The sequence below is a fragment of the Paraburkholderia sp. DHOC27 genome (genome assembly GCF_003429005.1).
Classification (GTDB): domain Bacteria; phylum Pseudomonadota; class Gammaproteobacteria; order Burkholderiales; family Burkholderiaceae; genus Paraburkholderia.
Window position 1 is genome coordinate 101,554 of the sequence record NZ_QVQV01000005.1, and the last position, 25,601, is coordinate 127,154.

Sequence of the window (25,601 nt, forward strand, 5' to 3'; positions counted from 1 at the left end):
CGAAGGGCGTCCGTGGATCACGCGACGGACCTGTCGGGCGCGTCCAAAGCGCAGCGCGTGGCTTCGAGCCCCGCTGCGTACAACGCGCCACGATGCGCATCGAAAGAATTCACCGCGACCACACCATGAGCAACAAGAAAGCCGATTCGAAACCGCAGTCCCGCTACCCGGTCAACCTGCTCGACACGCCGTTCCCGATGCGTGGCGACCTGCCCAAGCGTGAACCGCAATGGGTCAAGGAATGGCAGGAACGCAAGATCTACGAAAAGATCCGCGCCGCCTCGAAGGGCCGCAAGAAATTCATCCTGCACGATGGGCCGCCGTATGCGAACGGTGACATCCACCTGGGCCACGCGGTCAACAAGATCCTGAAGGACATGATCGTCAAGGCGCGCAACCTGGCGGGCTTCGACGCGGTCTATGTGCCCGGCTGGGATTGCCACGGCATGCCCATCGAAATCCAGATCGAAAAGCAGTTCGGCAAGTCACTGCCGGCCGCTGAAGTGATGCAGAAGGCACGCGCCTACGCCACGGAGCAGATCGAGAAGCAGAAGGTCGGCTTCCGGCGTCTGGGCGTGCTCGGCGACTGGGACAATCCGTACAAGACCATGAACTTCGTGAACGAAGCCGGCGAAATCCGTGCGCTCGCGAAAATCATGGAGAAGGGCTATGTGTATCGCGGCCTGAAACCGGTGAACTGGTGTTTCGACTGCGGCTCCGCGCTGGCTGAAGCCGAGGTCGAGTATCAGGACAAGACCGATCCGACCATCGACGTGCTGTTCGCCTTTGCCGAACCGGAAAAGACCGCGCAGGCGTTCGGCCTCGCCGCGTTGCCGCGCAGCGAAGGCGGCATCGTGATCTGGACCACCACGCCGTGGACCATCCCCGCCAACCAGGCGCTCAACGTCCATCCGGAAATCGTCTACGCGCTGGTGGATACACCGCGCGGTCTGCTGATCCTCGCGCAGGAGCGCGTCGAGGCGTGCCTGAAGCAATATGGCCTCGAAGGCAACGTGCTCGCCACGACCACCGGCGAGAAGCTGGCCAATCTGCGCTTCCATCACCCGCTTGCCTCCGCGCATCCGAGCTACAAGCGCACCTCGCCGGTCTATCTCGGCGACTACGTGACCACGGATTCCGGCACCGGCATCGTCCACTCGGCGCCGGCGTATGGCGTGGAAGACTTCGTGTCGTGCAAGGCGCATGGCATGGCCGATTCGGACATCATCAGCCCGGTGATGGGCGACGGCCGCTATATCGAATCGCTCGCGCTGTTCGGCGGTCTGTCCATCTGGGCCGCCAATCCGAAGATCGTCGAAGCGCTCGAGGCGGCGGGTTCGCTGCTATACACGGAAAAGTACCTGCATAGCTACATGCACTGCTGGCGCCACAAGACGCCGATCATCTACCGCGCGACCTCGCAATGGTTCGCCGGCATGGACGTGAAGCCGAACGACAGCGACAAGACGCTGCGCGAAACCGCGCTGGAAGGCATCGAAAACACCGCGTTTTATCCGTCGTGGGGCAAGCAGCGTCTGTTCAGCATGATCGCCAACCGCCCGGACTGGACGCTCTCGCGTCAGCGTCAATGGGGCGTGCCGATGGCGTTCTTCGTGCACAAGGAAACCGGCGAGCTGCATCCGCGCACGCCCGAGTTGCTCGAGGAAGTGGCGCAACGTGTCGAGAAGGCCGGCATCGAAGCCTGGCAGACACTCGACCCGCGCGAGCTGATTGGCGACGACGCCAATCTGTACGAAAAGAACCGCGACACGCTCGACGTGTGGTTCGACTCGGGCACCACGCACTGGCACGTGTTGCGCGGCTCGCATAAGGACGAACTGCAGTTCCCGGCCGACCTGTACCTGGAAGGCTCGGACCAGCACCGCGGCTGGTTCCACTCGTCGCTGCTCACGGCCTCCATGCTCGACGGTCGCCCGCCGTACAACGCGCTGCTTACGCACGGCTTCACCGTGGACGGCGAAGGCCGCAAGATGAGCAAGTCGCTTGGCAACGGCGTCGATCCGCATGAAGTGTCGAACCGGCTCGGCGCGGAAATCATCCGCCTGTGGATCGCGTCGACGGATTACTCGGGCGAGCTCGCCATCTCCGAGGAGATCCTCAAGCGCGTGACGGAAGGCTATCGCCGCATCCGCAACACACTGCGCTTCCTGCTCGCGAACCTGTCGGACTTCGACTTCGCGCAGCATGCGCGTCCGGTGGAAGACTGGCTCGAGATCGACCGTTACGCGGTCGCGCTGTCCGCCAGTTTGCAGACGGACATCCTCGCGCACTACGACAAGTACGAGTTCCACCCGGTCGTCGCCAAGCTGCAGACGTTCTGCTCGGAAGACCTGGGCGGCTTCTACCTCGACGTGCTGAAGGATCGTCTCTACACCACGGCGCCGGATTCCGTCGCGCGCCGCGCTGCGCAGACCGCGCTGTATCACATCGCGCATGGTCTGCTGCGTATCATGGCGCCGTTCCTGTCGTTCACCGCGGAAGAAGCGTGGAAGGTGTTCCAGCCGAACAGCGAAACCATCTTCACCGAGACGTATCACGCCTATCCGGAAGTCGCGGACGCCGTTACGCTGCTCGCCAAGTGGACCTTGTTGCGTGAAGTGCGCAGCAACGTGACCAAGGCGCTGGAAGAAGCACGCGTGGCGAACCTGATCGGCTCGTCGTTGCAGGCGGAAGTCGAACTCCGCGCAAGCGGCGCACGGTACGACGCGCTCGCGAGCCTCGGCGACGATCTGAAGTTCGTGCTGATCACGTCGGCGGCAACGGTCGTGAAGGTCGAAAGCGAAGCGGATGAGAGCGTCGAGGTGGTGACGTCCAAATATCTAAAGTGTGAACGTTGCTGGCATTACCGCGCGGACGTCGGCGAGCACGCCGACCATCCGTCGCTGTGCGGCCGGTGCTTTAGCAACCTGTACGGAAGCGGCGAAACGAGGAGCGCGGCATAATGGCAAGAACCCTGTCGAAACCCGCCAGCAGTGGTTCGCTGGCGCCGTGGTTGGGCGTAGCGTTGATCGTCATCCTGTTCGATCAGTTGACGAAGATCGCAGTACAGAAGGTATTTGCGTACGGTGTGCCGCACGAGGTCGCGCCGTTCTTCAATTTTTTCCTCGTGTACAACCGCGGCGCCGCCTTCAGCTTTCTCGCCGCGGCGGGTGGCTGGCAGCGCTGGGCCTTCACTGCGCTCGGCATTGTTGCGGCGCTGGTGATCTGCTATCTGCTCAAGCGGCACGGCGCGCAGAAGATGTTTTGCACCGCGCTTGCGCTGATTCTGGGCGGCGCGATCGGCAACGTGATCGACCGGCTGGCCTACGGCCATGTGATCGACTTCCTCGATTTCCACGTGGCAAGCTGGCACTGGCCGGCGTTCAATCTCGCCGACAGCGCGATCACGATTGGCGCGATCCTGCTGGTGCTCGACGAATTGCGACGCGTGCGCGGTTCGCGCTAACGCATCGCGAGGTTGGGGCTGAGGCGTCTGCGTGGCGCCAGCCCCACGCCTGACGCCATCATGCTTTGTCGGAGGAGGCTTTCGTTGGCAACCGCAGAACTCGCAGGAAAACATCTCGTCCTCGGCCTCACCGGCGGGATTGCCTGCTACAAAATCGCCGAACTCACGCGCCTCCTGACCAAAGCGGGCGCGACCGTGCAGGTCGTCATGACCGAAGCGGCCACGCAGTTCATCACACCCGTCACCATGCAGGCGCTGTCCGGCCGTCCCGTGTTTTCCAGTCAATGGGATGGGCGGGTGCCGAACAACATGGCGCACATCGACCTTTCGCGTGAAGCCGACGCGATCGTGATCGCGCCCGCCTCCACGGACTTCCTCGCCAAACTCGCGCACGGCATGGCCGACGATCTGCTCTCGACGCTGTGCGTCGCGCGCGACTGTCCGCTGCTGGTCGTGCCGGCGATGAACCGTCAGATGTGGCAAAACCCGGCCACCCAGCGCAACGTCGCGCAGCTTCGCGCGGACGGCGTCGAGGTGCTCGGCCCGGATTCCGGTCCGCAGGCGTGCGGTGAAATCGGCGATGGCCGGATGCTCGAAGCCGCCGCCACCTACGAAGCAATCGCCTCGTTCTTCCAGCCGAAGATCCTCGCTGGCCGCCGCGTGCTGCTCACCGCCGGTCCGACCTTCGAACCCCTGGATCCGGTGCGCGGCCTCACCAATCGCTCCAGCGGCAAGATGGGCTTTGCGCTGGCGCGTGCCGCCCAGCAGGCCGGCGCCGACGTGCATCTGGTAGCCGGTCCGGTGGCGCTGGACACACCGTGGGGCGTGTTCCGCGAGGACGTGCAGACGGCGCAGCAGATGCACGACGCCGTCATGCGCGCCGTGCCCGACTACGACATCTTCATTGGCGTGGCCGCGGTGGCGGACTGGCGCGTCGATCACGTCAGCGATCACAAGATCAAGAAGACGGCCGAACACGCCACGCCCACCTTCACGTTCGTCGAGAATCCCGACATTCTGGCCTCCGTGGCGAAGCTGCCTCACCCGCCCTTCTGCGTGGGTTTCGCTGCCGAAAGCGGCGATCTGGATGTGCACGGCGAAGAAAAGCGCGTGCGCAAAAACGTGCCGCTTCTGATCGGCAACCTCGGGCCGCTCACGTTTGGCCAGGATGACAACGAAGTCGTTTTGTTCGAAGCGAGCGGCAGCACTCGACTGCCGCGCGCCGACAAGCAGACGCTCGCGCTCGCGCTGATCAAGGAGATCGCGAAGCGGCTGCCCGATACGAGCCTGATCCGGTAACCGCCCGGTCTTTCTGCCGGAACCCGAGACATTCAGGAGCCGCCTGCCATGACGCTACTTTCCGTGCTCGATCAAACGCCCGTGATCGACGGGCACTCGGTGGCGGACGCGATTGCCGCCACCGTCGAACTCGCGCAACTCGCGGACGATCTCGGCTACACCCGCTACTGGTGCGCCGAGCATCACGGCCTGCGCGGCGTGTCGAACCCCTGTCCCGAAGTGATGCTGGCGCGCCTCGGCAGCGTCACTCAACGCATCCGGCTCGGCTCCGGTGGTGTGATGCTGCCTTACTACAGCCCCTTCAAGGTGGCCGAGCAGTTCATGATGCTCGAAGCCCTGTTTCCGAACCGGATCGACCTGGGCGTCGGCCGCGCGCCGGGTGGTGACATGCGCACCGCCCAGGCGGTCGCGGCGGGCACCTACAATCGCGGCGATATCTTCCCGCAGCAAGTGGCCGATCTCGTCGGCCTGATGAGCGGCAAGCTGCCGGCCGATCACGTCGCACAAGGCGTGCTGCTGCAGCCTCAGGTGGAGACGCGCCCACAGTTGTGGGTGCTCGGGTCGAGCGAATTCGGCGGCCTGCTCGCCGCGCAACTCGGCATCCGCTTTGCGTTCGCGCATTTCATCAACGCGCATTTCGGCGATCGGGTGGCGCAGGCGTATCGCGAGCGCTTCAGGGCAGGACACGAAGCGCAGCCCTACCTCGCGGCCGCCGTGTTCGTGATCTGCGCGGACACGGACGAGGAAGCCGCGGACCTGGAGAAGGCGGTCGATCTGCGCCGTGTGCAGATGGCCTACGGTCTGAATGCGCCCATCCCGACCATCGAACAAGGCGTGGCTCAGGAGTACGGCGAACGCGAAAAACTCGTGATCGACCGCGAGAAGCCGCGCAGCATCATCGGCACGCCGGAGCGCGTGACCGAACGCATGCTGGCGCTGCAGGAGCAATTCCAGGCTGACGAACTTGTCGTGCTGACGGTCGCGGGTAGTTATCGCGCGCGCTTGCGTTCGTATGAACTGCTGGCCGACGCATTCCAGTTAGCGCGTTAAGACAACACCCCTGCTCCGCTTGATTTTCCATTCACTTCCATTGATTCGACCTGCATGAAACTAGACCTGAAGATCCTCGACGCGCGCATGCGCGAACAACTGCCCGCTTACGCCACCACCGGCAGCGCCGGCCTCGATCTGCGCGCATGTCTCGACGAGCCGCTGACGTTGCAACCCGGCGAAACCGCGCTCGTACCAACTGGCCTTGCGATCCACGTTGGCGATCCGGGCTACGCGGCTTTGATCCTGCCGCGCTCGGGCCTGGGGCATAAGCACGGCATCGTGCTGGGCAATCTGGTGGGGCTGATTGATTCGGATTACCAAGGGCAACTGATGATCTCCACGTGGAATCGCGGCCAGAGCGCGTTCACGCTGAATCCGATGGAACGGCTCGCGCAACTGGTGATCGTGCCGGTGGTGCAGGCGCAATTCAACATCGTGGAAGATTTCGCGGAAAGCGAGCGTGGTGCGGGTGGCTTTGGCAGCACCGGCAAACACTAACGCAAACGGGCGGCGCTGAGGATTTCGTCTAAAGCGCGCAAGCCGTCCGCCAGCGTGACGCTTAAGGCATAAAAAAACGGCGTGGACCTCGAAGGTTCACGCCGTTTTTACTTGCTGCTGATTCTGATCGACGAATCGATCAGGAAACCTGCTTACTCCACTTCAATCGCTTCCGGATTGCGCGGTGCCGGCTGTTCGTCGAACGTCAGCTTCACCTTGTCGTCCGCGTCGACATCCACCGTGACACGGCCGCCCGCCATCAGCTTACCGAACAGCAGTTCGTCGGCCAGTGCACGACGGATCGTGTCCTGGATCAGACGCTGCATCGGACGTGCACCCATGAGCGGATCGAAACCGTGCTTCGCGAGATGCTTGCGCAGCGCGTCCGTGAACAGCGCGTCGACCTTCTTCTCGTGCAACTGATCTTCCAGTTGCATCAGGAACTTGTCGACCACGCGCATGATGATTTCTTCATCGAGCGCACGGAAGCTGATCGTCGCGTCCAGACGGTTACGGAACTCCGGCGTGAACATCCGCTTGATGTCGACCATTTCGTCGCCGGTTTCGCGGCGCGTCGTGAAGCCGATCACGGACTTGCCCATTGCCTCGGCACCCGCGTTCGTCGTCATGATGATGATGACATTGCGGAAATCCGCCTTGCGACCGTTGTTGTCCGTCAGCGTGCCATGGTCCATCACCTGCAGCAGCACGTTGTAGATGTCCGGATGCGCCTTCTCGATTTCGTCGAGCAGCAGCACGCAATGCGGCTTCTTCGTGACAGCTTCAGTGAGCAGACCACCCTGGTCGAAACCAACGTAGCCCGGCGGCGCGCCGATCAAACGGCTGACCGCGTGGCGCTCCATGTATTCCGACATGTCGAAGCGGATCAGCTCGATACCCAGCGTGAACGCCAGTTGCTTCGCCACTTCGGTCTTGCCGACGCCGGTCGGGCCGGAGAACAGGAACGCGCCGATCGGCTTGTCCAGCTTGCCGAGACCCGCACGCGCCATCTTGATCGCGGCTGAGAGTGCGTCGATGGCCGGGTCTTGCCCGAACACCACGCTCTTCAGATCGCGGTCGAGCGTCTGGAGCTTGCTGCGGTCGTCCTGCGACACGCTTTGCGGCGGGACACGCGCGATCTTCGAGATGATTTCCTCGATCTCGCCCTTGCCGATGGTCTTCTTCTGCTTCGACTTCGGCAGGATGCGTTGCGCTGCGCCCGCTTCGTCGATCACGTCAATGGCCTTGTCCGGCAGATGACGATCCGTGATGAAGCGTGCCGACAGTTCTGCCGCCGCCGACAGCGCACCCGACGAGTACTTCACGCCGTGATGCTCTTCGAAACGCGACTTCAGGCCACGCAGGATCGCCACCGTCTGTTCGACGGTCGGCTCGGTCACATCGACCTTCTGGAAGCGGCGTGACAGCGCTGCATCTTTTTCGAAGATGCCGCGGTATTCCGTGAACGTCGTGGCGCCGATGCACTTGAGCGTGCCCGACGACAGCGCCGGCTTCAGCAGATTCGACGCGTCCAGCGTGCCGCCCGATGCGGCGCCCGCGCCGATCAGCGTATGGATTTCGTCGATAAACAGAATGGCGTGCGGACGTTCCTTCAGTTCCTTCAGGACCGTCTTTAGACGCTGCTCGAAATCGCCACGGTATTTCGTACCGGCCAGCAGCGCGCCCATGTCGAGCGAATAAACCTGCGCGTCCGCCAGAATGTCCGGCACTTCGCCGCGCGTAATGCGCCAGGCGAGCCCTTCGGCGATCGCGGTTTTACCGACACCGGCCTCACCGACCAGTAGCGGATTGTTCTTGCGCCGGCGGCACAATACCTGCACCACACGTTCGACTTCCGACTCGCGCCCGATCAACGGATCGATGCGGCCGTCTTTCGCCATCTGGTTCAGATTCTGCGTGAACTGTGCGAGCGGGGTTTCCTTCTGCGCGGCGGCTTCGTCCGACTCGGCATTGGCATCGCTCGCCTTGGCGGCGTCGGTGCTGCTGGTCTTTGCGATGCCATGCGAAATGAAGTTCACCACGTCCAGACGCGTCACGCCCTGCTGTTGCAGGTAGTACACCGCGTGCGAATCCTTTTCGCCGAAGATCGCCACCAGCACGTTCGCGCCGGTCACTTCCTTCTTGCCATTCGAGGTGGACTGAACATGCATGATGGCACGCTGGATCACGCGCTGGAAACCCAGCGTGGGCTGCGTGTCGACGTCGTCCGTGCCAGGCACGGTCGGCGTGTTGTCATGAATGAAGTTGCGCAGGTTCTGGCGCAGATCCTCGATATTGGCCGCGCAGGCGCGCAACACCTCAGCAGCCGTCGGATTGTCCAACAGGGCTAGCAAAAGATGTTCGACCGTAATGAACTCGTGCCGCGCCTGGCGTGCTTCCATGAACGCCATGTGCAAGCTGACTTCCAGTTCCTGGGCAATCATGCTTCCTCCATCACACACTGCAGCGGATGCCCGGCCTGCCGTGCGTGGGTAACGACTTGCTCGACTTTGGTCGACGCGATGTCCCGCGTATAGACCCCACAAACTCCCCTTCCTTCGCGATGCACCTTCAACATAATCTGTGTTGCGGTTTCACGATCTTTATTGAAATATTCCTGCACGATCATCACGACAAATTCCATTGGCGTGAAGTCGTCATTCATTAGCACCACCTTATACATGGCCGGCGGCTTCAGCTTTTTTTCCTGCCGCTCCAGTACGGTGCCGTCCTGCTTGTCCGGGATAATTGCCATACACCCATTCTAAACAACTCGGACAGGCCCGCAATCCTGTCAAAACCCGACCAACCGGCCGGCGATCTGTTTCGCCTCCACATGACGGCACTGCCTGTCACGCGTGCGTCTTGCACGGAGCCGTTTGCGGAGCCGGCCCTCCAAAAATGTCGCCACCGCAGCTTTCCGCGGCGCAGTCAGATCGAGTATCGCACAACCTGCCCGAGCCGGTGAGCGGCGTGCAAAACCCTGGCCAACACCTTATTGATACAGGCCGCGCCGTTGCACCGACCGCACTCCGCCTACAGACCAGCATGTGAGTCGATTATGCGACTTTTCAAGACGCGACGCTTGCGCCACCGCACATAAGAAAAGCGGGAAAAACCCTGGAAATGGGGTGTTTGCAACGCTGCCGGCGCCGTCTCAAAATTTTCTTGACACTCGAATAAAGAGCCTCAACAATCAAGCTGGCACTTTTTTCATTCAGCCAATATTCGAAAAAATGCCGATGGTGAGCTTGTGAGAGGGAGCGGCTGCATTGCGCGGCCGTGCAGCTTTTCGACGGCTCGTGGTGGTGTCATGAGTTACAGGGGAAGTAGGTATGGCAACTGGTACGGTCAAATGGTTCAATGACGCGAAAGGTTTCGGATTCATTACGCCCGACGAAGGCGGTGAGGATCTGTTTGCACACTTTTCGGCTATTCAAATGAATGGGTTCAAAACCCTGAAGGAAGGCCAAAAGGTTAGCTTTGAGGTCGTGCAGGGCCCCAAAGGCAAGCAGGCATCGAACATCCAGGCCGCCGCCTGAGTTGTTCGGTACCCGTACCCTGAAAACCCGGCCTTGTGCCGGGTTTCTTCATTCTGGAGTGGCCGATTCCTCTTTGTTGGGCTTACGGGTCGTTCTGCCGGGACCGGGCGTCGATCCGCGCCTGCGCCAGAACAATCCCAACTATCGGGCCCAATGACGGGATTGCGCAACCGTACGGCTCACCCGCTCACTTCGGCGTCCTGACGAACTGCCGATCGCTGCATGGCAAGGCTGCGGGTTACGTCGCCCTCGAAGATTGCCACGCCTTGATGGGCAAAGTTCGAACGAGTGTCGATGGCCGGCGCGATGCCAATTTCCATGATCCGCCGGCAGAACGCGTAGTCCTCGGAAAGATATTCGCGCGTCTGCGGGTCGATCATCGTGTCGAACAAGGCGTAGTGGTACTGCGCCGGTCCCCCGCTGTCGTGTTCGCTGCGATCCTTCAGGCGCGGCTGGCAGCGCAGCTCCGGGAAACGTTCGATCAGCGCGAGCAACACTTCACGCCTGATGAGCATGAACCCGGTCGGCGCGTAGAGCACCTCGAGGAAGCCGTCCGCGTCCGGATCCAGATTGTCCGCGTGCACCACCGCGGGATACGTGGCGAAGCGCGCCTGGAAATCGGCTTTGGTGCTGCCGGCCGGCAACGCTTCGGGCAGACCCGCTCGCGGCCAGCCGTCGGACTTCAGCGGATACACGCCCGCCGCCACGGGCCGGTTGGCGTGCAGCAACCGCAGGACATCGGCGCCTTTGAAGCCAATGTCGCCGTCAATCCACATCAGATGCGTGAAGCGGCTGTCCGCAAGGAACTCCGCGACCATCGTGTTGCGGGCGCGCGTAATCAGGCTGTCGAAGCTGTTGAAGTTCGTCTGCAGGCCGAAGCCGTAGCGAGACGAAGCCTCGTACAGATCGAGCAAGCCGAGTACATATTCCGTCGCCACGACGGCGCCGTAACTGGGTGTCGCAACGTAGACGTTCGCGTGGATTTTTTCTTCGAGCATGAGTCTCCCGTTAAGTCGAAGCGCGGCGGCAATGTCGGCCTCGCGCATGGCGCGGTACCAAGCAAGGGGCCAACTTATAGCAGAGCGGCGTTTTGCCACCTAGGGGGTGCCGGGCTCGACGCGTCGTCAGCGGTTTTATTGAGATCGCTGCCTGACAGGAAATATCACCGCGACGAAATGTGTTGAAGAAATGTGCCTCCAGCATACAACTGGGGACAGACCGCTTGGTATCGAGACGGCGCCGGCGCTCGCAAGCCTTGGAAAAATCAACGTGGCGGCGTCTTTACGAGACAGCCCTGAAAACAACTTTTGCGACAATCTGCCGCAATCAAGGCACCCCCGCCAAACCATCGCCGCCAAACAAAAACCCCGGCGATCAGCGATCTGCCGGGGTTCATCAGTCGTCTGGCTCAACCCGCCATCCAACCACGCCTACATATTCTCAATCATCACCTGGCCGAAACCCGAGCACGACACCTGGGTCGCGCCTTCCATCAAACGGGCGAAGTCGTACGTGACGCGTTTTTGCAGGATCGACGCTTCCATCGACTGGATGATCTTGTCCGCCGCCTCGGTCCATCCCAGGTGGCGCAGCATCATTTCCGCGGAGAGGATTTCCGAGCCGGGATTGACGTAGTCCTTGCCCGCATACTTCGGCGCGGTGCCATGGGTGGCTTCGAACATCGCCACTGAATCCGACATGTTCGCGCCCGGCGCAATGCCAATGCCGCCCACCTGCGCCGCCAATGCGTCAGAGATGTAGTCGCCGTTCAGATTGAGTGTCGCGATCACGTCATATTCGGCCGGACGCAGCAGGATCTGCTGGAGGAACGCGTCGGCAATCACGTCCTTCACGACAATGTCGTTACCGGTCTTCGGATTCTTGAACTTCATCCACGGGCCGCCGTCCACGAGTTCGGCGCCGAATTCCTTCTGCGCCAGCGCGTAGCCGTAGTCACGGAATGCGCCTTCCGTGTACTTCATGATGTTGCCCTTGTGCACCAGCGTGAGAGAGCGGCGATCGTTGTCGATGGCGTACTGCAACGCCTTGCGCACGAGCCGCTCCGTGCCTTCCTTCGAGACCGGCTTGACGCCCAGTGCCGACGTGTTGGGAAAGCGGATCTTCTTCACGCCCATTTCTTCGCGCAGGAAGTTGATGACCTTCTTCGCCTCTTCCGACCCGGCGGCCCACTCGATGCCCGCGTAGATGTCTTCCGAGTTCTCGCGGAAGATCACCATGTTGGTCTTTTCCGGCTCACGTACCGGCGAAGGCACGCCCTTGAAATACTGCACCGGCCGCAGGCACACATACAGATCGAGTTCCTGGCGCAGCGCCACGTTCAGCGAACGGATGCCGCCGCCCACCGGCGTGGTCAGCGGTCCCTTGATCGACACCACGTATTCCTTGACCACTTCCAGCGTCTCTTCGGGCAGCCACACGTCCGGGCCGTACACCTTGGTGGCCTTCTCGCCGGCATACACTTCCATCCAGTGGATTTTCTTCTGGCCGCCGTACGCTTTTTCCACCGCTGCATCCACCACCTTGATCATGACTGGCGTGATGTCCGTACCGGTGCCGTCACCTTCGATGAACGGAATGATGGGCTGGTCGGAAACATTGAGCGAGTAGTCTGCGTTGACAGTGATTTTGTCTCCGCCCGTCGGAACCTTTATGTGCTGATACGGCATGATCGGACTCCAGTGATGGCTGTGCTATGGGAAGCAAAGGGAACTGCGAAACCGGGCGCGCTTTGCGAAGCGCTACGCCAAACGCCTGCAAGCGACTGAGCGGTTATTCTAGCCCACGCTGTCACGCACGCGGCTTCCCGGTGCCACGCTGCGAGGCGATGCGCCTGAACCAGATGGTTCGAATCTCTTATATCTTATATAAGACATAAGAGATGCTGCTAAAAATTATGCATTATTATCCGGCCACTTGCCACAGCCCCCTCCGCACGTCTGAAGATCCGCATGCGCCTCCTCGCTCTCAACAAGCCGTTTGGCACCATCTGCCAGTTTTCGCCGCATGAAACCCGCGCCTCACTCGCGGACTGGGTCAAGACACCGGGCGTTTATCCAGCGGGCCGGCTCGATTCCGATAGCGAAGGTCTGTTGCTGCTCACCGACGACGGCGCACTTCAGGCGCGCATTGCCGAGCCGCGTCACAAGCTCGTCAAACGCTATTGGGCGCAAGTCGAAGGCGCCGCCGATGCCGCTGCGTTAAAACACCTCGCGAGCGGTGTCGACCTGGGTGATTACGTGACGCGTCCCTGCAAAGCGCAGATCATCGAACCGCCCGCCACGCTCTGGCTACGCAATCCGCCCATCCGTTTTCGCGCCGCCATTCCAACGACGTGGATCGAACTGTCGATCACCGAAGGCAAGAATCGCCAGGTGCGCCGCATGACGGCGGCAGTCGGTTTCCCCACGTTGCGTCTCGTACGCGTGGGCATCGGCGCGCTCGACATCTTCGCACTCGGACTCGAACCGGGTGCATCGCGCGAACTGCCGACACGCGCACCGTGGGATGGCGCGTTTTGAACCCACAACAAGCATTTAAATGGTCATCGCACGCGCAACGTTGCTTACTCGCGCGGCATCATCGAGCGCGCAAAAAAATCTTCAATGCACGGGCTAAGCCGTTGTATCCGCAAGCGTTTTTCTTTTAAAACAAATCGCGCTCAAGGTGTAATTGCGCATCGAATCCAGCTTGATAGCGGCGCGCATAAATATTCCAGAAAAATTACGTCAACCGTACGGCGCGCTCACGCGTTATTCGACGCAGATGCCGCCCGAAGCTATCCGGCATTCAGCCTTAAGGGCCTTTGTGCAAGCCGTTCTAGCGGTCAGTGCAGGGAGTCTGAGCGCTCGACAAACGTGTTGAAAAATTGTTCAACACGGGTGTCAACCGAAAGGTGGATGGCACGTTTACCGACATGACTCATACATAACCGGGTCATTTGGTTAATTTACTAAAGCTGAGGATTCACAAAATGAACAAACTGATCGCCGCTCTGGTCGCTGGCCTCTTCGCAACGGCAGCATTCGCACAAGCTTCGGCTCCGGTCGCAGCTTCGGCAGCTCCGGCAGCTGCTGCTTCGTCGGCTAAGAAGACCACGAAGAAGGCATCGCACAAGAAGGCATCGAAGAAGAAGGCAGCAGCTGCTGCTGCAGCTTCGGGCGCTTCGGAATAAGTTTGTCGTAGAAAACGCAGTCAAGAACTAGCTTCACTTGCCGTTCTTACGGCGTTGAAAGGCAGATCACCGCAAGGCGATCTGCCTTTTTGTTTTTGACGTGCGTTGACGCGCTCGCGTAACATTCGCGGGTTAATTTACTGCCCTGGAGTCCTGCCGTGCGAATTTCCCTGCGCTCACTGGTAGCGCGCTTTGCGATTGCTGTCGCGTTGCCGCTGGCGGCGGCGTCCTTCACGCTTGCTCCGGTCCATAGCGCGTACGCGCAGCAAATGCCACCCGGTGCGAAGCAACCCAACGAATTTCCGCGCACCAAGTTGACGGTCGGCATGTTCGTGATCGACGCTGCAGTTGCATCGAGCGATCCGGATCGCGAACAGGGCCTCATGTACCGCACCCAGCTCGCGCCGAACGAAGGCATGCTGTTTGTCTTTCCCGAGAACGCCGTGCATTGCTTCTGGATGAAGAACACGCTGATTCCGCTGTCCATTGCCTTCATTCGTGCAGACGGCACGATCACGGACATCGACGAGATGGACGCTGAAACCACCAACAATCATTGCCCTCGCAACAACGGCACGTATGCGCTGGAAATGAGCAAGAACTGGTTCGAATCGAAAGGCATCAAGCCGGGCATGGTCATGCAGGGGTTGCCCGCCGCGCAGTAAGTGGTGCGGCTCGATCAGGTTGCTTCAACTTCGGGTTGGAAACCGCCTGACACGCGGGGCGCGCCCTGAGGGCAGCCCCGAGCCAGCTGAACCACGTGAGCCGTCTCCAGCAACCTCCAGCAACACAAGGCGCGAACGGGACCAGAAAGCGACGAGAGGCGCGCATCGGACCACCCCGCCCCGCCTCCATAGAACATTCCTCTCGAAGCGCGCTCCCGGCGCTTCACCGGCGCCCCGCCGCCTGCCCGTCAGCCGCCCGTTTCACCCCGCCTGGCAAGATTCCTGCAAAAGCCCCTGCGACGCGCTATCCTTGTAATCTCAGCGCAGCACCAAGAACGCGCGGACGGCGTCGTGCGCCGCTCGACGCCCGCCCCTCGCGCGCCAATTCAAGGAGGTTCACGTGCCCCGCAAGACTCCCATCGAGCGCTACCGGAATATCGGCATTAGCGCTCACATCGATGCCGGCAAAACCACGACCACCGAACGCATCCTCTTCTACACCGGCGTGACGCACAAGATCGGTGAAGTTCACGATGGTGCGGCGACGATGGACTGGATGGAGCAGGAGCAGGAGCGCGGCATCACGATCACATCGGCTGCCACGACTGCATTCTGGAAAGGCATGGCCGGCAATTATCCGGAACACCGCATCAACATCATCGACACGCCGGGCCACGTCGACTTCACGATTGAAGTGGAACGCTCGATGCGCGTGCTCGACGGTGCCTGCATGGTGTACGACTCGGTGGGCGGCGTGCAGCCGCAATCCGAAACCGTGTGGCGTCAGGCGAACAAGTACAAGGTGCCGCGCATTGCGTTCGTCAACAAGATGGACCGCGTGGGCGCCGACTTCTTCCGCGTACAGCGGCAGATCGGCGATCGTCTGAAGGGCGTGGCCGTGCCCATCCAGATTCCGATTGGCGCCGAAGAGCACTTCCAGGGCGTGGTCGACCTCGTCAAGATGAAGGCGATTGTCTGGGACGAAGAGAACCAGGGCATCAAGTTCGAGTACAAGGACATCCCCGCCGAACTGGCCGACACCGCGAAGGAATGGCACGACAAGATGGTCGAAGCCGCAGCGGAAGCCAGCGAAGAACTGCTCGACAAGTACCTCGGCGGCGACACGCTCACTGAAGAAGAGATCAAGCACGGTCTGCGCGTGCGCTGCATCGCCAATGAAATCGTGCCCATGCTGTGCGGCAGCGCCTTCAAGAACAAGGGCGTGCAGGCAATGCTCGACGCGGTGATCGACTATCTGCCCTCGCCGATCGACGTGCCCGCCATCACGGGTCACGACGAGCAGGACCGCGAAATCGAGCGTCATCCGACTGACACCGATCCGTTCTCGGCACTCGCCTTCAAGATCATGACCGACCCATTCGTCGGCCAGCTAATCTTCTTCCGCGTGTACTCGGGCGTGGTGAATTCGGGCGACACCGTCTACAACGCGGTCAAGGAAAAGAAGGAACGCCTCGGCCGTATTCTTCAGATGCACGCCAACGAGCGCAAGGAAATCAAGGAAGTCTACGCGGGCGACATCGCCGCGGCAGTCGGCCTGAAGGAAGCGACCACGGGCGACACGCTGTGCGATCCGAACAACGTGATCATCCTCGAACGCATGATCTTCCCGGAGCCGGTGATCTCGCAGGCTGTCGAGCCGAAGACCAAGGTCGACCAGGAAAAGATGGGCATTGCGCTGAACCGTCTGGCCCAGGAAGACCCGTCGTTCCGTGTGCAGACCGATGAAGAATCCGGCCAGACCATCATCTCCGGGATGGGCGAGCTGCACCTGGAAATTCTGGTGGACCGCATGAAGCGCGAGTTCGGCGTGGAAGCGACGGTCGGCAAGCCGCAGGTGGCGTACCGCGAAACGGTGCGCACCAAGGTCGAAGACGTGGAAGGCAAGTTCGTCAAGCAATCGGGTGGCCGTGGTCAGTACGGTCACGCGGTCATCACGCTGGAGCCGGCGCCGCAAGGCAAGGGCTACGAATTCGTGGACGCCATCAAGGGCGGTGTGATTCCGCGCGAATTCATTCCGGCGGTCGACAAGGGCATCACCGAAACCCTGAAGGCCGGCGTGCTGGCGGGCTATCCGGTGGTGGACGTGAAGGTGACGCTGACCTTCGGTTCGTACCACGACGTCGACTCGAACGAAAACGCGTTCCGCATGGCTGGTTCGATGGCCTTCAAGGAAGCGATGCGCAAGGCGAAGCCCGTGTTGCTCGAACCGATGATGGCCGTGGAAGTGGAAACGCCCGAGGACTTCATGGGCAACGTGATGGGCGATCTGTCGTCACGCCGTGGTCTCGTGCAGGGCATGGAAGACATCGCGGGCGGCGGCGGCAAGCTGGTGCGCGCCGAAGTGCCGCTGGCAGAAATGTTCGGCTATTCGACTTCGCTGCGTTCGGCCACGCAAGGCCGCGCCACTTACACGATGGAGTTCAAGCACTACGCGGAAACGCCGAACAACGTCGCGGAAGCGGTGATCAACGCAAAGCAGAAGTAACGCCGCGAAAGCCGTACATGCAGCTCGATGTACCGCTGCATGTATAGCCTGATGCTCAAAAGCCCGTCCCCTGTGGATGGGCTTTTTTCTGCGCATCGCATCGCGCGCATCGTCAGCCCCGTATCGCATCTGCGGCATGGCAAAAACGCGATGGCCTCGAACGTGCAAAAATGCGAAGCATCTGCGGCCCGTTTTTGCGCCCGATCAGGCGCACCAGACGCGCCGCAATTCGTGCAACGCGTGACAGTGAGGAGACGCCCCATGAGCCAGGATCACGAACACCCGCACTATCACCATACGGAACATGCGTCTCAGCCAATCGACTGGCGCGAGCACGGCGTCAAGGTCATCAAGGGCGATCAGCTCGATAGCAACACCGCGCAAACGCCGGGCATGAATCGCGCCGCGGCGATCAACGCGGCACGGGTCGGCGCGCAAAAACTGTGGGCCGGCACCGTGACGATTCATCCGAACGCCAAGACAGGTGCTCATCATCATGGCGCGCTCGAAAGCGTGATCTATGTGGTGCGCGGTCAGGCGCGCATGCGCTGGGGCGAGCATCTCGAGTTCACGGCGGAAGCCGGTCCCGGTGACTTCATTTTCGTGCCGCCCTATGTACCGCACCAGGAGATCAACGCGAGTACCGACGATCCGCTCGAATGCGTACTCGTGCGCAGCGACAACGAAGCCGTGGTGGTCAATCTGAACATCGACGCTGTGGAAGCACCCGAGGCGGTCTACTGGGTGGACCCGATTCACAAGCATCCTCACGAACATTGAGCGGCGCAAAGCTCGCTGACGTCATTCGTGCCGCTGGCTGCGTCGAAGCGGTAAAGGTGTCGTCAACACGACCGTTTCGCTGCTGACGCAGCGGCAATCTTGATGCGAAAGCCAAGGTGCCCCTAACCATGCGTCACGCCGCGTTGCCGCTAAGGCACAATCGCACTCGATTAAGCCCCGACCGCCCGCGCGCCAATTGTTCCGAATCCGTGGTCAATCGCTTACACTGAAACCGCTTTTCGCTAACGCAGCACCGTCATCTCGCCAAGCGGCTGTCACGCCGCACTCAAAAAACAGAACGGACTGGACAAGCCATCGATGAAGACTCCCGCGGATCTACGCCTCGCGCTCGAAACGGCCCGCCGCAGCGCCGATCAATATGGCAATCACGCTGTAGACGAATTCCTCGCCGGCCGTCTGTCGCGCCGTGACCTGCTGCGTTATGCCAGCGTGATCGGCCTGTCACTGGCGGGCGGCGGGGTGCTCGCCACGCCGCAGGCGCGTGCCCAGAGCGGCGCCAACGCCACCATCCGCGTGGCCCATCTGACGCCGGCGGGTGCCATCGATCCGCTCACCGTGACCGACGCCGGTGGTCTCGCGCTGCTCGTGCAGACCGGCGAATTCCTGATCGACGACGACGGCGAGCATCTGGTGCTCAAGCCCGCGCTGGCCCTGTCCTGGCAACCGAACGACAAAGGCGACGTGTGGACCTTCAAGCTGCGCCCCAACGTCAAGTTCCAGGACGGTCAACCGTTCGGCGCCAAAGACGTGGTCGCCACCTTCGACCGCCTCGCCGATCCGGCGAGCGGTTCGGCCGCGTTGTCGGTCCTGAAGGGCGTGCTGTCCAAAGGCGGCGCGAAGGTGGTGGACGAGCATACGGTCGCGTTCCATCTCGACGCGCCGAACGGCAACTTCCCGTACTACGTTTCCTCGGACAATTACAACGCGGTGATCCTGCCGGCGAACTACGCGGGCGGCTACGAGAAAACCTTCATCGGCACGGGTCCGTTCAAGCTCGAAAAGTACACGCCGAAGGTCGGTGCATCGTTCGTGCGCAACCCCGACTACTGGGGCGAAAAGGCGCTACCGGAACGCGTGCAGTTCTCCTTCTATGCCGACGAGCAGGCGCAGATTCTCGCGCTGCAAGGACATCAGGCCGATGTGATGGGCACCTTCACCGTGCAGGGTGGCCTCGGCATCATGAACAATCCGGACTTCAAGGTGATGGAGGTGAAGTCGAGCGCGCATCGGCAGATTCACATGCGCAACGACGATCCCCATTTCAAGGACAAGCGCGTGCGTCAGGCGATGGCGCTCACGCTGGATCGCGACGTGATCGTGCGAGGTCTCTTTCGCGGCAAGGCGCAACTTGGCAACGACAGTCCGTTTGCGCCGGTGTTTCCGTCTTCGGATGCGGGCGTGCCGCAACGCAAGATCGACATTGCCAAGGCGAAGCAACTACTGGCACAGGCCGGCCTGGCCAACGGCTTCGACGTGACGCTCACCACCGAGAAGTACATGGAGATTCCGGATCTCGCGGTCGTGGTGCAGAACGCCGCCAAAGCGATTGGCGTGCGCATCAATCTGAAAGTGGAAAGTCAGTCGATGTACTACGGCGCCGGCGTGCCAGGTAAATCGGACTGGCTCGACTCGCCACTCGGCATTACGGATTACGGCCACCGTGGCGTGCCGAACGTGTTCCTCAATGCGCCGCTCACCAGCAACGGCACATGGAATGCCGCGCATTTCAAGAACCCTCAGTACGACCAACTGGTCGCGCAATTCGTGGCCGCCGTGGATATCAGCTCGCAACGCAAGCTTGCCGGTCAGATCGAAACGCTGTTGCTCGACGAGACGCCTGTGATCATTCCGTTCTTCTACGACCAGTTGATTGCGATGCGCTCGAACCTGAACGGCATGCGTTTCACCGCGCTGGCGCAACTGTATTTCGACAAGGTCACGCTGGCCGCGTAACGCGCGCCAGCCGACGCCCGCAGCGAACCTGATCTCATCATGTCGACCACACTCACGCCTACTCCCTCTCGTGCTGCCACCGGCAACGCGGGACGGGTGGCGCGTTTTCTTGCCACGCGCATCGGCTTGTCGTTGATTACGCTTTGGCTGCTTTCGGTGATCGTGTTCGCAGGTGGTCAGTTGCTGCCAGGCGATATCGGCCGCGCGATTCTCGGGCCGCTTGCCGACGCGCGTGCCGTGGCCGCATTGAATCATCAACTCGGCGCGGACCGGCCTTTGCTCACGCAATACGTGCAGTGGATCACGCATTTCGTACGCGGTGATATGGGCCTCTCGTACGCGTATCGCGAGCCCGTGGGTCCGTTCATCAGTGCCGCGCTCGCGCATTCCGCGAAGCTCGGTCTGCTTGCCTTCGTCGTCGTGGTGCCGCTCGGCATTGCCGGCGGCGTGTGGGCTGCCATGCACGCGGGACGCTGGCTCGATCGCACCATCAGCATTGCGGGTTTGTCTGCCACGGTGGTGCCGGAGTTCGTCTCGTCCATCACGCTGATCCTGATCTTCGGCGTCTGGTTGCGCTGGTTGCCGATCGAGGCATCGTATCCGCCTGACGCAAATATCTTCGTACAACTGAAGCATCTCGTGCTGCCCGTACTGCCGCTGGTGCTGGTGTTCTTTGGCTACATTGCGCGCATGGCGCGAGCGGGCACTGTCGAGGCACTCGATGCCGACTACACGCGCACCGCCATCCTCAAAGGCTTGCCGCGCCGTATCGTGATCTGGCGACACGTGCTGCGCAATGCGTTGCTGCCCACCATCACGGTAGCCGCCACGCAACTCGGTTATATGATCGGCGGCCTCGTCGTGGTCGAGACGCTGTTTCACTATCAGGGCATCGGCTCGCTGATCTACAACGCCGCCAAGGCGAAAGACTTTCCCATGCTCGAAGCTGGAGTGCTGACCATCGGCGTCGTCTATACCGTCGCCAACCTGATTGCCGACGCACTTCACGTGCTGCTCAATCCGCGCCTGCGCGTGAGGAGCGAAGAATGAGCACGATCGTTCCCGCCACCAGCGCACCCGCAGAACCGCGCTTCGAACAATGGCGCGCGTTGCTGCGCTCGCCGACCTTCGTGGTGGGCGCGGTGATCGTACTGTGGTGGGTGGCGTGCGCCATCGCAGGAACATGGATCGCACCACACGACGCCTACGCCTCGGACCCGCTCAATTCGCTGCTGCCGCCGGATCATACCCACTGGTTCGGCACGGATGAACTTGGCCGCGATATCTGCTCGCGTGTGATCGTCGGCGCGCGCGACATCCTCACCATCGCCCCGCTCGCGACGCTGCTCGGCACCGTGGCAGGGACGGCACTGGGTCTCGTGGTCGGCTACTTCGAGGGCTGGGTCGATAACGTGGTGGGGCGTGCCATCGACGCGGTGCTCGCGCTACCGCTCGTGATCGTCGCGCTACTGGCGCTCGCTGCCGTCGGTTCGTCGAACTTCACCGTGATTCTCGTGATCGGCATTACCTTCACGCCCATCACGGCCCGTACCGTGCGCGCGGCGGTGTTTTCCGAACGCCATCTCGACTACGTCGCGGCAGCGCAACTGCGCGGCGAACGGGCGCCCTACATCATGTTCGTGGAGATCCTGCCGAACGTGCTGGCGCCGATCATCGTCGAAGCCACCGTGCGACTCGGCTACGCAATCTTCGCGGTGGCGACCCTGTCGTTTCTCGGCTTCGGCATTCAGCCGCCCTCGGCCGACTGGGGACTCGCATTGTCCGAGTCGTACACGTTGATGGCCGGCGGTGCCTGGTGGACCGTGGTGTTCGACGCGGCAGCGATTGCGTCGCTGGTGGTAGGCGTGAATCTGATCGCCGATAGCGTACAAGGTGTCCTCGACCGATGAACGGCCCACCCACCGCCTCTTTCCCCGCCTTCGACGTTTCGAAGAGCGAGCGCACCGACGCCCTCACCGTCCTCGGCCTGACCGTGACCTACCGGATTCGCGGCCGTGATCGCGAAGTGCTGCAAGACCTGTCGTTTCGCGTTCGACGCGGCGAGGCCTATGGGCTGGTCGGCGAATCCGGTTGCGGCAAGTCGACCATGGCGATGGCCGCGCTGCGCTACCTGCCGCGCAACGGCAAGGTCAAAGCGGGCAAGATCCTGATTGCCGGTCAGGACGTGCAGGCACTCGACGCCGAAGCCTTGCGCGCCATGCGCGCCACGAAAATCTCGATGGTCTATCAGGACCCGGGACGCGCGCTCAATCCATCGCTCACCATTGCCCGCCAGGTGAGCGAGGCCTTCGAAGCCGCCGGCGTGAACCGTCGTGAAGCGCTCTCGCGCACGCTCGACATTCTCAAGCGCGTACGCATCGCAGCCCCTGAACAGGTGATGGAAAGCTATCCGCATCAACTGTCCGGCGGCATGCAGCAGCGCGTCGTGATCGCCATGGCGCTCGCGTCCAATCCTGCCTTGCTGATCCTCGATGAACCCACCACCGGACTCGACGCCACTGTCGAAGCCGAAGTGCTGGACCTGATTGCGCAACTGCGCAAGGAGCTCGGCACCGCTGTGCTGTTCATCAGTCACAACCTCGCCGTGATCGGGCGCATGTGCGAACGGGTCGGCGTGCTGTATGCAGGCAGGCTGGTCGAAGAAGGCGCGACACAAGACGTGTTCGCGAGGCCGCGTCATCCGTACACGGTGGGTCTGCTGCGTTGTTTGCCGGCTGCGGGCCGCAGCAAGGCCGACGAACGGCTCGACACGATCGCGGGCCAACTGCCCGCACCGGGCACCGTGACGCAAGGCTGCATTTACGCGGACCGCTGCCGCCTCGCCGACGAGCGTTGCCGCCGCGAGACCCCGCCACCGCATCGGGTCGCCGCCGCGCACGGCGATCAGATGTCGCGTTGCCACTACCACGAGCGCGCCTCGGAACTGCCGCGTGCCACAGCCGAGCCGGCGCCCGCTGCGGCCACGCAAACCGCCTCCGGTTCGCTGGTGCTGCGCGCCGAGCGTGTCTCGAAGACCTTCCACGTGGCCGGTGCGAGCGTGCGTGCAGTCGAAGATGTCTCGCTCGATCTGGCGAGCGGCGAAACGCTCGGGCTGGTCGGCGAATCGGGCAGCGGCAAGACCACGCTCGCGAAGCTGTTGCTCGGACTGCTCGCGCCCGACGCCGGCAGTGTCCTCGAACTCGACGGCACGCCCTTGCCGCCGCGCGTGACAAGCCGTAACGACGCGCAGGTCAAGTCGCTGCAGATCGTCTTCCAGAATCCCGACTCGGCCTTGAACCGCTCGCATTCAGTCAAACGTTTGATTGGCCGCGCGCTGTCACGTCTCGCGGCACTGCGCGGCGCGGCGCAAGAGGAAAAGCTTGTATCGCTCGCGGCAGCGGTGCGACTGCCGGACCGGTACTTGAGCGCGCGCACGCGGCAACTGTCGGGCGGCCTCAAGCAGCGCGTCGCGATTGCGCGTGCTTTTGCCGGCGAGCCGCGCGTGGTGGTGTGCGACGAACCCACTTCGGCGCTCGACGTCTCGGTGCAGGCGTCGATCCTCAATCTGCTCGCCGACCTGCAACGCGAACGCGGCGTGAGCTACGTGTTCATCTCGCACGATCTCAACGTGGTGCGCTATCTGTCCGATCGCATCGCCGTGCTTTATGTGGGACGTCTGCTGGAGATCGGCCCCGCTGCCGCCGTGTTCGACGGCCCGCACCATCCGTACACGGAAGCGCTGGTGTCGGCGGCGCCGGCGCTGGGTGCCGCGCCGGGCGTTGCGCGCATTCGTCTGGCGGGCGATCTGCCGAGCCCGGCCGCGCCGCCTTCCGGCTGCATCTTCCATACGCGCTGCCCCCGCAAGCTGGGCGCCATCTGCGAGGAGCAGGAGCCGCCTTTCGCGGATGCCGGTGACGGCCACCGCATCCGCTGCCATATCCCGGTCGCCGAACTGCGTACCCTGCAACGGGCCGGAAACAGCGCGTAACGTGACACGCCGGGCTTTCCGCCCGGCTCATGTCTCTTCCTGGCTCTTCTTGTATACGGCCCTGAATTCGACAGACGTTTCATCCACGAAACGTTTTTCATCGATTCAGCGGCATTTGCACAACACGTAGCGGCTTTGTGTCCAGCGCGACAGCACTTTGCGCGCAGTGGCACGCTTATCGCTAAGTAAGAGTCGGCATCCAGCCCGCGACGAGCGAGCCAGGCGCGCAGTGGTCAAGCCCTGCCGCCCTGCAAACGCGATGATGCGGGGCACCTGTCCACGGCGAACTGTGCGCAAGTGCCGGAAGCAAGGGAGGAGTCGCTTACGCGAGCTGGAGCCAACTTTTGACCGGGAAGGGGTGACAGCATTTCGAGCACTTCGCCTGCATGGCTCGCTTCAGACAGTGGCGGACGGCCGCAGGCGATGTGCCAAACAGACTCGGGGAGCGATGAGGCCCGCAGTTCGACGGACCCGCCGCAAGAATGCAGCGTGAGAGACATCGGCATCGAGGCGCCGGGGTTCGCTCGGGAGAGCAGCGATGAAAGCCAGAATATTTACTCAGCAGTACTACAGAGCATCACGGGGTATGGTGGCACTGATAGCAGGTGCGGGTCTGCTGACGGTACAGGCCGCACACGCTACACCGACAGCCGACGTCGTCTCGCGCCTCATCGTCAGCATCGATGCGCCGAAAGAGGCGAGCGGGGTGAGCGCGACGTCTGAGCTGACCGGTGGTATCGCGACGCCCGATCTGGTGACGCAGAGCGGACCGGCTTCGAACGGTGCTACAGGTGGTGGTACAAGCGGCGCCGCGACCAGTGCCGCCACGGGCAACACCGCGGGCAACACAATAGGCAACACAACGGGCAATGCAGCCGGCCCCGCAACCATTGCTGCGACTGGCACTGCAACCGGCATCGCGTCAAACGAAACGACAGCCGCGGATGACGCCGCTGCTCTCTTTCGTAATCCCGAGTGCCGCATGACGCCATCGGGCCAATGCGAACCGCCTCTGCGCGGCGGCGCAGGGGTAGCCGGCGCGAGTGCCAACGCTGGCACCGGCAACGGCTCGGGCAGTGCAGGCGCGAGCGCCAGCACGGGCGGCACCAGCAGCGGTTCGAGCGCGAGCGGCAAGGGCGCGGGCGCCGCGGCTGCAGGCAGCGGCAACAGTGGTGGTAGCAGCGGCAGTAGCAGTGGTGGAAGCAGCGGCGGTGGTGGTAATAGCGGCGGTGGCGGTAATAACGGTGGCGGTGGCAATAACGGCGGTGGCGGAAACAACGGTGGCGGTGGCAACAACGGCGGTGGCGGAAACAACGGTGGCGGTGGTAGCAGTGGCTGCGGTTGCGGCAGTGGCCCGAGCGGTGGTCCGAGTGGTGGCCCCAGCGGTGGTTTCGGCGGCTTTGGTGGTGGGTTTGGTGGAGGCTTCGGTGGCGGCTTCGGCGGAGGTTTTGGCGGAGGCTTCGGCAGTGGCGGTCACGGAGGCAAGGGTGGTAGCGGCAGTGGCGGTGGTAGCGGCGGCGGTAACGGTCATTAGAGCAATGGGAACGGAGCCCCCGATCCGTTCCCACGCCGCTCGCGGCCTCCGGCCCTGGCAAGCTCCTCCCGGTCTATGTTGGCGGTGATGTTTCGATCCCCCGG

The 25,601-nt window shown here is 62.2% G+C and carries 20 protein-coding genes; 16 read left to right on the forward strand and 4 right to left on the reverse strand.

All coding sequences use genetic code 11. The features are described 5' to 3' along the window. Positions 1–125 precede the first annotated feature (125 nt). From ileS to dut, 5 genes are all read left to right on the forward strand, one after another. The gene (gene ileS / locus D0B32_RS18320) at positions 126–2,963 is read left to right on the forward strand and encodes an isoleucine--tRNA ligase (protein WP_117335746.1); all 2,838 of its coding nucleotides are present in this window, start codon (positions 126–128) and stop codon (positions 2,961–2,963) included. Then, positions 2,963–3,466 carry a signal peptidase II gene (lspA, locus tag D0B32_RS18325; protein WP_117335589.1) on the forward strand — a complete coding sequence of 168 codons (504 nt, stop codon included), beginning with the start codon at positions 2,963–2,965 and terminating at the stop codon, positions 3,464–3,466. The genes ileS and lspA overlap by 1 nt, the downstream gene beginning before the upstream one ends. Positions 3,467–3,550: 84 nt before the next feature. After that, positions 3,551–4,765 (forward strand): bifunctional phosphopantothenoylcysteine decarboxylase/phosphopantothenate--cysteine ligase CoaBC, encoded by a 1,215-nt coding sequence (gene coaBC, locus D0B32_RS18330; RefSeq protein WP_117335591.1) that lies wholly within the window; start codon positions 3,551–3,553, stop codon positions 4,763–4,765. 48 nt (positions 4,766–4,813) lie between these two features. Then, positions 4,814–5,815: an LLM class flavin-dependent oxidoreductase gene (locus D0B32_RS18335; protein ID WP_117335593.1), complete on the forward strand. Its 1,002-nt coding sequence runs from the start codon at positions 4,814–4,816 to the stop codon at positions 5,813–5,815. A 54-nt stretch (positions 5,816–5,869) separates the two neighbouring features. Next, entirely contained in the window at positions 5,870–6,316 is a 447-nt protein-coding gene (gene dut, locus D0B32_RS18340) for a dUTP diphosphatase (RefSeq protein WP_117335595.1), read from the forward strand. 152 nt (positions 6,317–6,468) lie between these two features. On the opposite strand, the gene clpA is transcribed toward dut, so the two are convergent. Both clpA and clpS read right to left on the reverse strand, forming a co-directional pair. Then, positions 6,469–8,760, reverse strand: a complete 2,292-nt coding sequence (gene clpA / locus D0B32_RS18345) for an ATP-dependent Clp protease ATP-binding subunit ClpA (RefSeq protein ID WP_117335597.1) — start codon at positions 8,758–8,760, stop codon at positions 6,469–6,471. Continuing rightward, positions 8,757–9,071 (reverse strand): ATP-dependent Clp protease adapter ClpS, encoded by a 315-nt coding sequence (gene clpS, locus D0B32_RS18350; RefSeq protein WP_117335599.1) that lies wholly within the window; start codon positions 9,069–9,071, stop codon positions 8,757–8,759. The genes clpA and clpS overlap by 4 nt, the downstream gene beginning before the upstream one ends. A gap of 580 nt (positions 9,072–9,651) precedes the next feature. Here clpS and cspD point away from each other — a divergent pair. Next, positions 9,652–9,858 (forward strand): cold shock domain-containing protein CspD, encoded by a 207-nt coding sequence (gene cspD / locus D0B32_RS18355; protein ID WP_017776809.1) that lies wholly within the window; start codon positions 9,652–9,654, stop codon positions 9,856–9,858. Between the two features lie 179 nt (positions 9,859–10,037). Here the strand turns inward: cspD and D0B32_RS18360 are convergent, their stop codons facing one another. Together D0B32_RS18360 and icd are read right to left on the reverse strand one after the other, a co-directional pair. Then, positions 10,038–10,856, reverse strand: a complete 819-nt coding sequence (locus D0B32_RS18360) for a hypothetical protein (RefSeq protein ID WP_117335601.1) — start codon at positions 10,854–10,856, stop codon at positions 10,038–10,040. Between the two features lie 432 nt (positions 10,857–11,288). Further along, on the reverse strand, positions 11,289–12,545 hold the full coding sequence (icd, locus tag D0B32_RS18365; protein ID WP_117335603.1) for an NADP-dependent isocitrate dehydrogenase: 1,257 nt from the start codon (positions 12,543–12,545) through the stop codon (positions 11,289–11,291). 282 nt (positions 12,546–12,827) lie between these two features. On the opposite strand from icd, the gene D0B32_RS18370 reads away from it, so the two are divergent. The 10 genes from D0B32_RS18370 to D0B32_RS18415 all read left to right on the forward strand — a co-directional run bounded on the left by D0B32_RS18370 (position 12,828) and on the right by D0B32_RS18415 (position 25,497). After that, a complete protein-coding gene (locus D0B32_RS18370; RefSeq protein WP_117335605.1) occupies positions 12,828–13,397 on the forward strand; it encodes a pseudouridine synthase in 570 nt (189 codons plus the stop codon). 452 nt (positions 13,398–13,849) lie between these two features. Continuing rightward, positions 13,850–14,050: a hypothetical protein gene (locus D0B32_RS18375; RefSeq protein ID WP_117335607.1), complete on the forward strand. Its 201-nt coding sequence runs from the start codon at positions 13,850–13,852 to the stop codon at positions 14,048–14,050. 158 nt (positions 14,051–14,208) lie between these two features. Beyond that, on the forward strand, positions 14,209–14,715 hold the full coding sequence (locus D0B32_RS18380; RefSeq protein ID WP_117335609.1) for a DUF192 domain-containing protein: 507 nt from the start codon (positions 14,209–14,211) through the stop codon (positions 14,713–14,715). 400 nt (positions 14,716–15,115) lie between these two features. Further along, entirely contained in the window at positions 15,116–17,221 is a 2,106-nt protein-coding gene (gene fusA / locus D0B32_RS18385; protein WP_117335611.1) for an elongation factor G, read from the forward strand. Between the two features lie 261 nt (positions 17,222–17,482). Beyond that, complete coding sequence (locus D0B32_RS18390; protein WP_117335613.1) at positions 17,483–18,001, forward strand: cupin domain-containing protein; 519 nt, start codon at positions 17,483–17,485, stop codon at positions 17,999–18,001. A 318-nt stretch (positions 18,002–18,319) separates the two neighbouring features. Further along, positions 18,320–19,975, forward strand: a complete 1,656-nt coding sequence (locus D0B32_RS18395) for an ABC transporter substrate-binding protein (RefSeq protein WP_117335615.1) — start codon at positions 18,320–18,322, stop codon at positions 19,973–19,975. Between the two features lie 39 nt (positions 19,976–20,014). Further along, complete coding sequence (locus tag D0B32_RS18400; protein WP_117335617.1) at positions 20,015–21,025, forward strand: ABC transporter permease; 1,011 nt, start codon at positions 20,015–20,017, stop codon at positions 21,023–21,025. Further along, a complete protein-coding gene (locus D0B32_RS18405; protein WP_117335619.1) occupies positions 21,022–21,885 on the forward strand; it encodes an ABC transporter permease in 864 nt (287 codons plus the stop codon). Before D0B32_RS18400 ends, D0B32_RS18405 begins: the two co-directional genes overlap by 4 nt. Next, positions 21,882–23,963, forward strand: coding sequence for an ABC transporter ATP-binding protein (locus tag D0B32_RS18410; protein WP_117335621.1), 2,082 nt, complete (start codon positions 21,882–21,884; stop codon positions 23,961–23,963). Before D0B32_RS18405 ends, D0B32_RS18410 begins: the two co-directional genes overlap by 4 nt. Positions 23,964–24,501: 538 nt before the next feature. Then, positions 24,502–25,497, forward strand: a complete 996-nt coding sequence (locus D0B32_RS18415) for a hypothetical protein (RefSeq protein ID WP_117335623.1) — start codon at positions 24,502–24,504, stop codon at positions 25,495–25,497. Positions 25,498–25,601 lie beyond the last annotated feature (104 nt).

Excerpts from the sequence above, each read along its gene's own strand:
- ileS (WP_117335746.1), top strand. The coding sequence starts at position 126 with ATGAGCAACAAGAAAGCCGATTCGAAACCGCAGTCCCGCTACCCGGTC.
- lspA (WP_117335589.1), top strand. The coding sequence starts at position 2,963 with ATGGCAAGAACCCTGTCGAAACCCGCCAGCAGTGGTTCGCTGGCGCCG.
- D0B32_RS18335 (WP_117335593.1), top strand. The coding sequence starts at position 4,814 with ATGACGCTACTTTCCGTGCTCGATCAAACGCCCGTGATCGACGGGCAC.
- dut (WP_117335595.1), top strand. The coding sequence starts at position 5,870 with ATGAAACTAGACCTGAAGATCCTCGACGCGCGCATGCGCGAACAACTG.
- clpA (WP_117335597.1), bottom strand. The coding sequence starts at position 8,760 with ATGATTGCCCAGGAACTGGAAGTCAGCTTGCACATGGCGTTCATGGAA.
- clpS (WP_117335599.1), bottom strand. The coding sequence starts at position 9,071 with ATGGCAATTATCCCGGACAAGCAGGACGGCACCGTACTGGAGCGGCAG.
- cspD (WP_017776809.1), top strand. The coding sequence starts at position 9,652 with ATGGCAACTGGTACGGTCAAATGGTTCAATGACGCGAAAGGTTTCGGA.
- D0B32_RS18360 (WP_117335601.1), bottom strand. The coding sequence starts at position 10,856 with ATGCTCGAAGAAAAAATCCACGCGAACGTCTACGTTGCGACACCCAGT.
- icd (WP_117335603.1), bottom strand. The coding sequence starts at position 12,545 with ATGCCGTATCAGCACATAAAGGTTCCGACGGGCGGAGACAAAATCACT.
- D0B32_RS18370 (WP_117335605.1), top strand. The coding sequence starts at position 12,828 with ATGCGCCTCCTCGCTCTCAACAAGCCGTTTGGCACCATCTGCCAGTTT.
- D0B32_RS18375 (WP_117335607.1), top strand. The coding sequence starts at position 13,850 with ATGAACAAACTGATCGCCGCTCTGGTCGCTGGCCTCTTCGCAACGGCA.
- D0B32_RS18390 (WP_117335613.1), top strand. The coding sequence starts at position 17,483 with ATGAGCCAGGATCACGAACACCCGCACTATCACCATACGGAACATGCG.
- D0B32_RS18395 (WP_117335615.1), top strand. The coding sequence starts at position 18,320 with ATGAAGACTCCCGCGGATCTACGCCTCGCGCTCGAAACGGCCCGCCGC.
- D0B32_RS18400 (WP_117335617.1), top strand. The coding sequence starts at position 20,015 with ATGTCGACCACACTCACGCCTACTCCCTCTCGTGCTGCCACCGGCAAC.
- D0B32_RS18405 (WP_117335619.1), top strand. The coding sequence starts at position 21,022 with ATGAGCACGATCGTTCCCGCCACCAGCGCACCCGCAGAACCGCGCTTC.
- D0B32_RS18410 (WP_117335621.1), top strand. The coding sequence starts at position 21,882 with ATGAACGGCCCACCCACCGCCTCTTTCCCCGCCTTCGACGTTTCGAAG.
- D0B32_RS18415 (WP_117335623.1), top strand. The coding sequence starts at position 24,502 with ATGAAAGCCAGAATATTTACTCAGCAGTACTACAGAGCATCACGGGGT.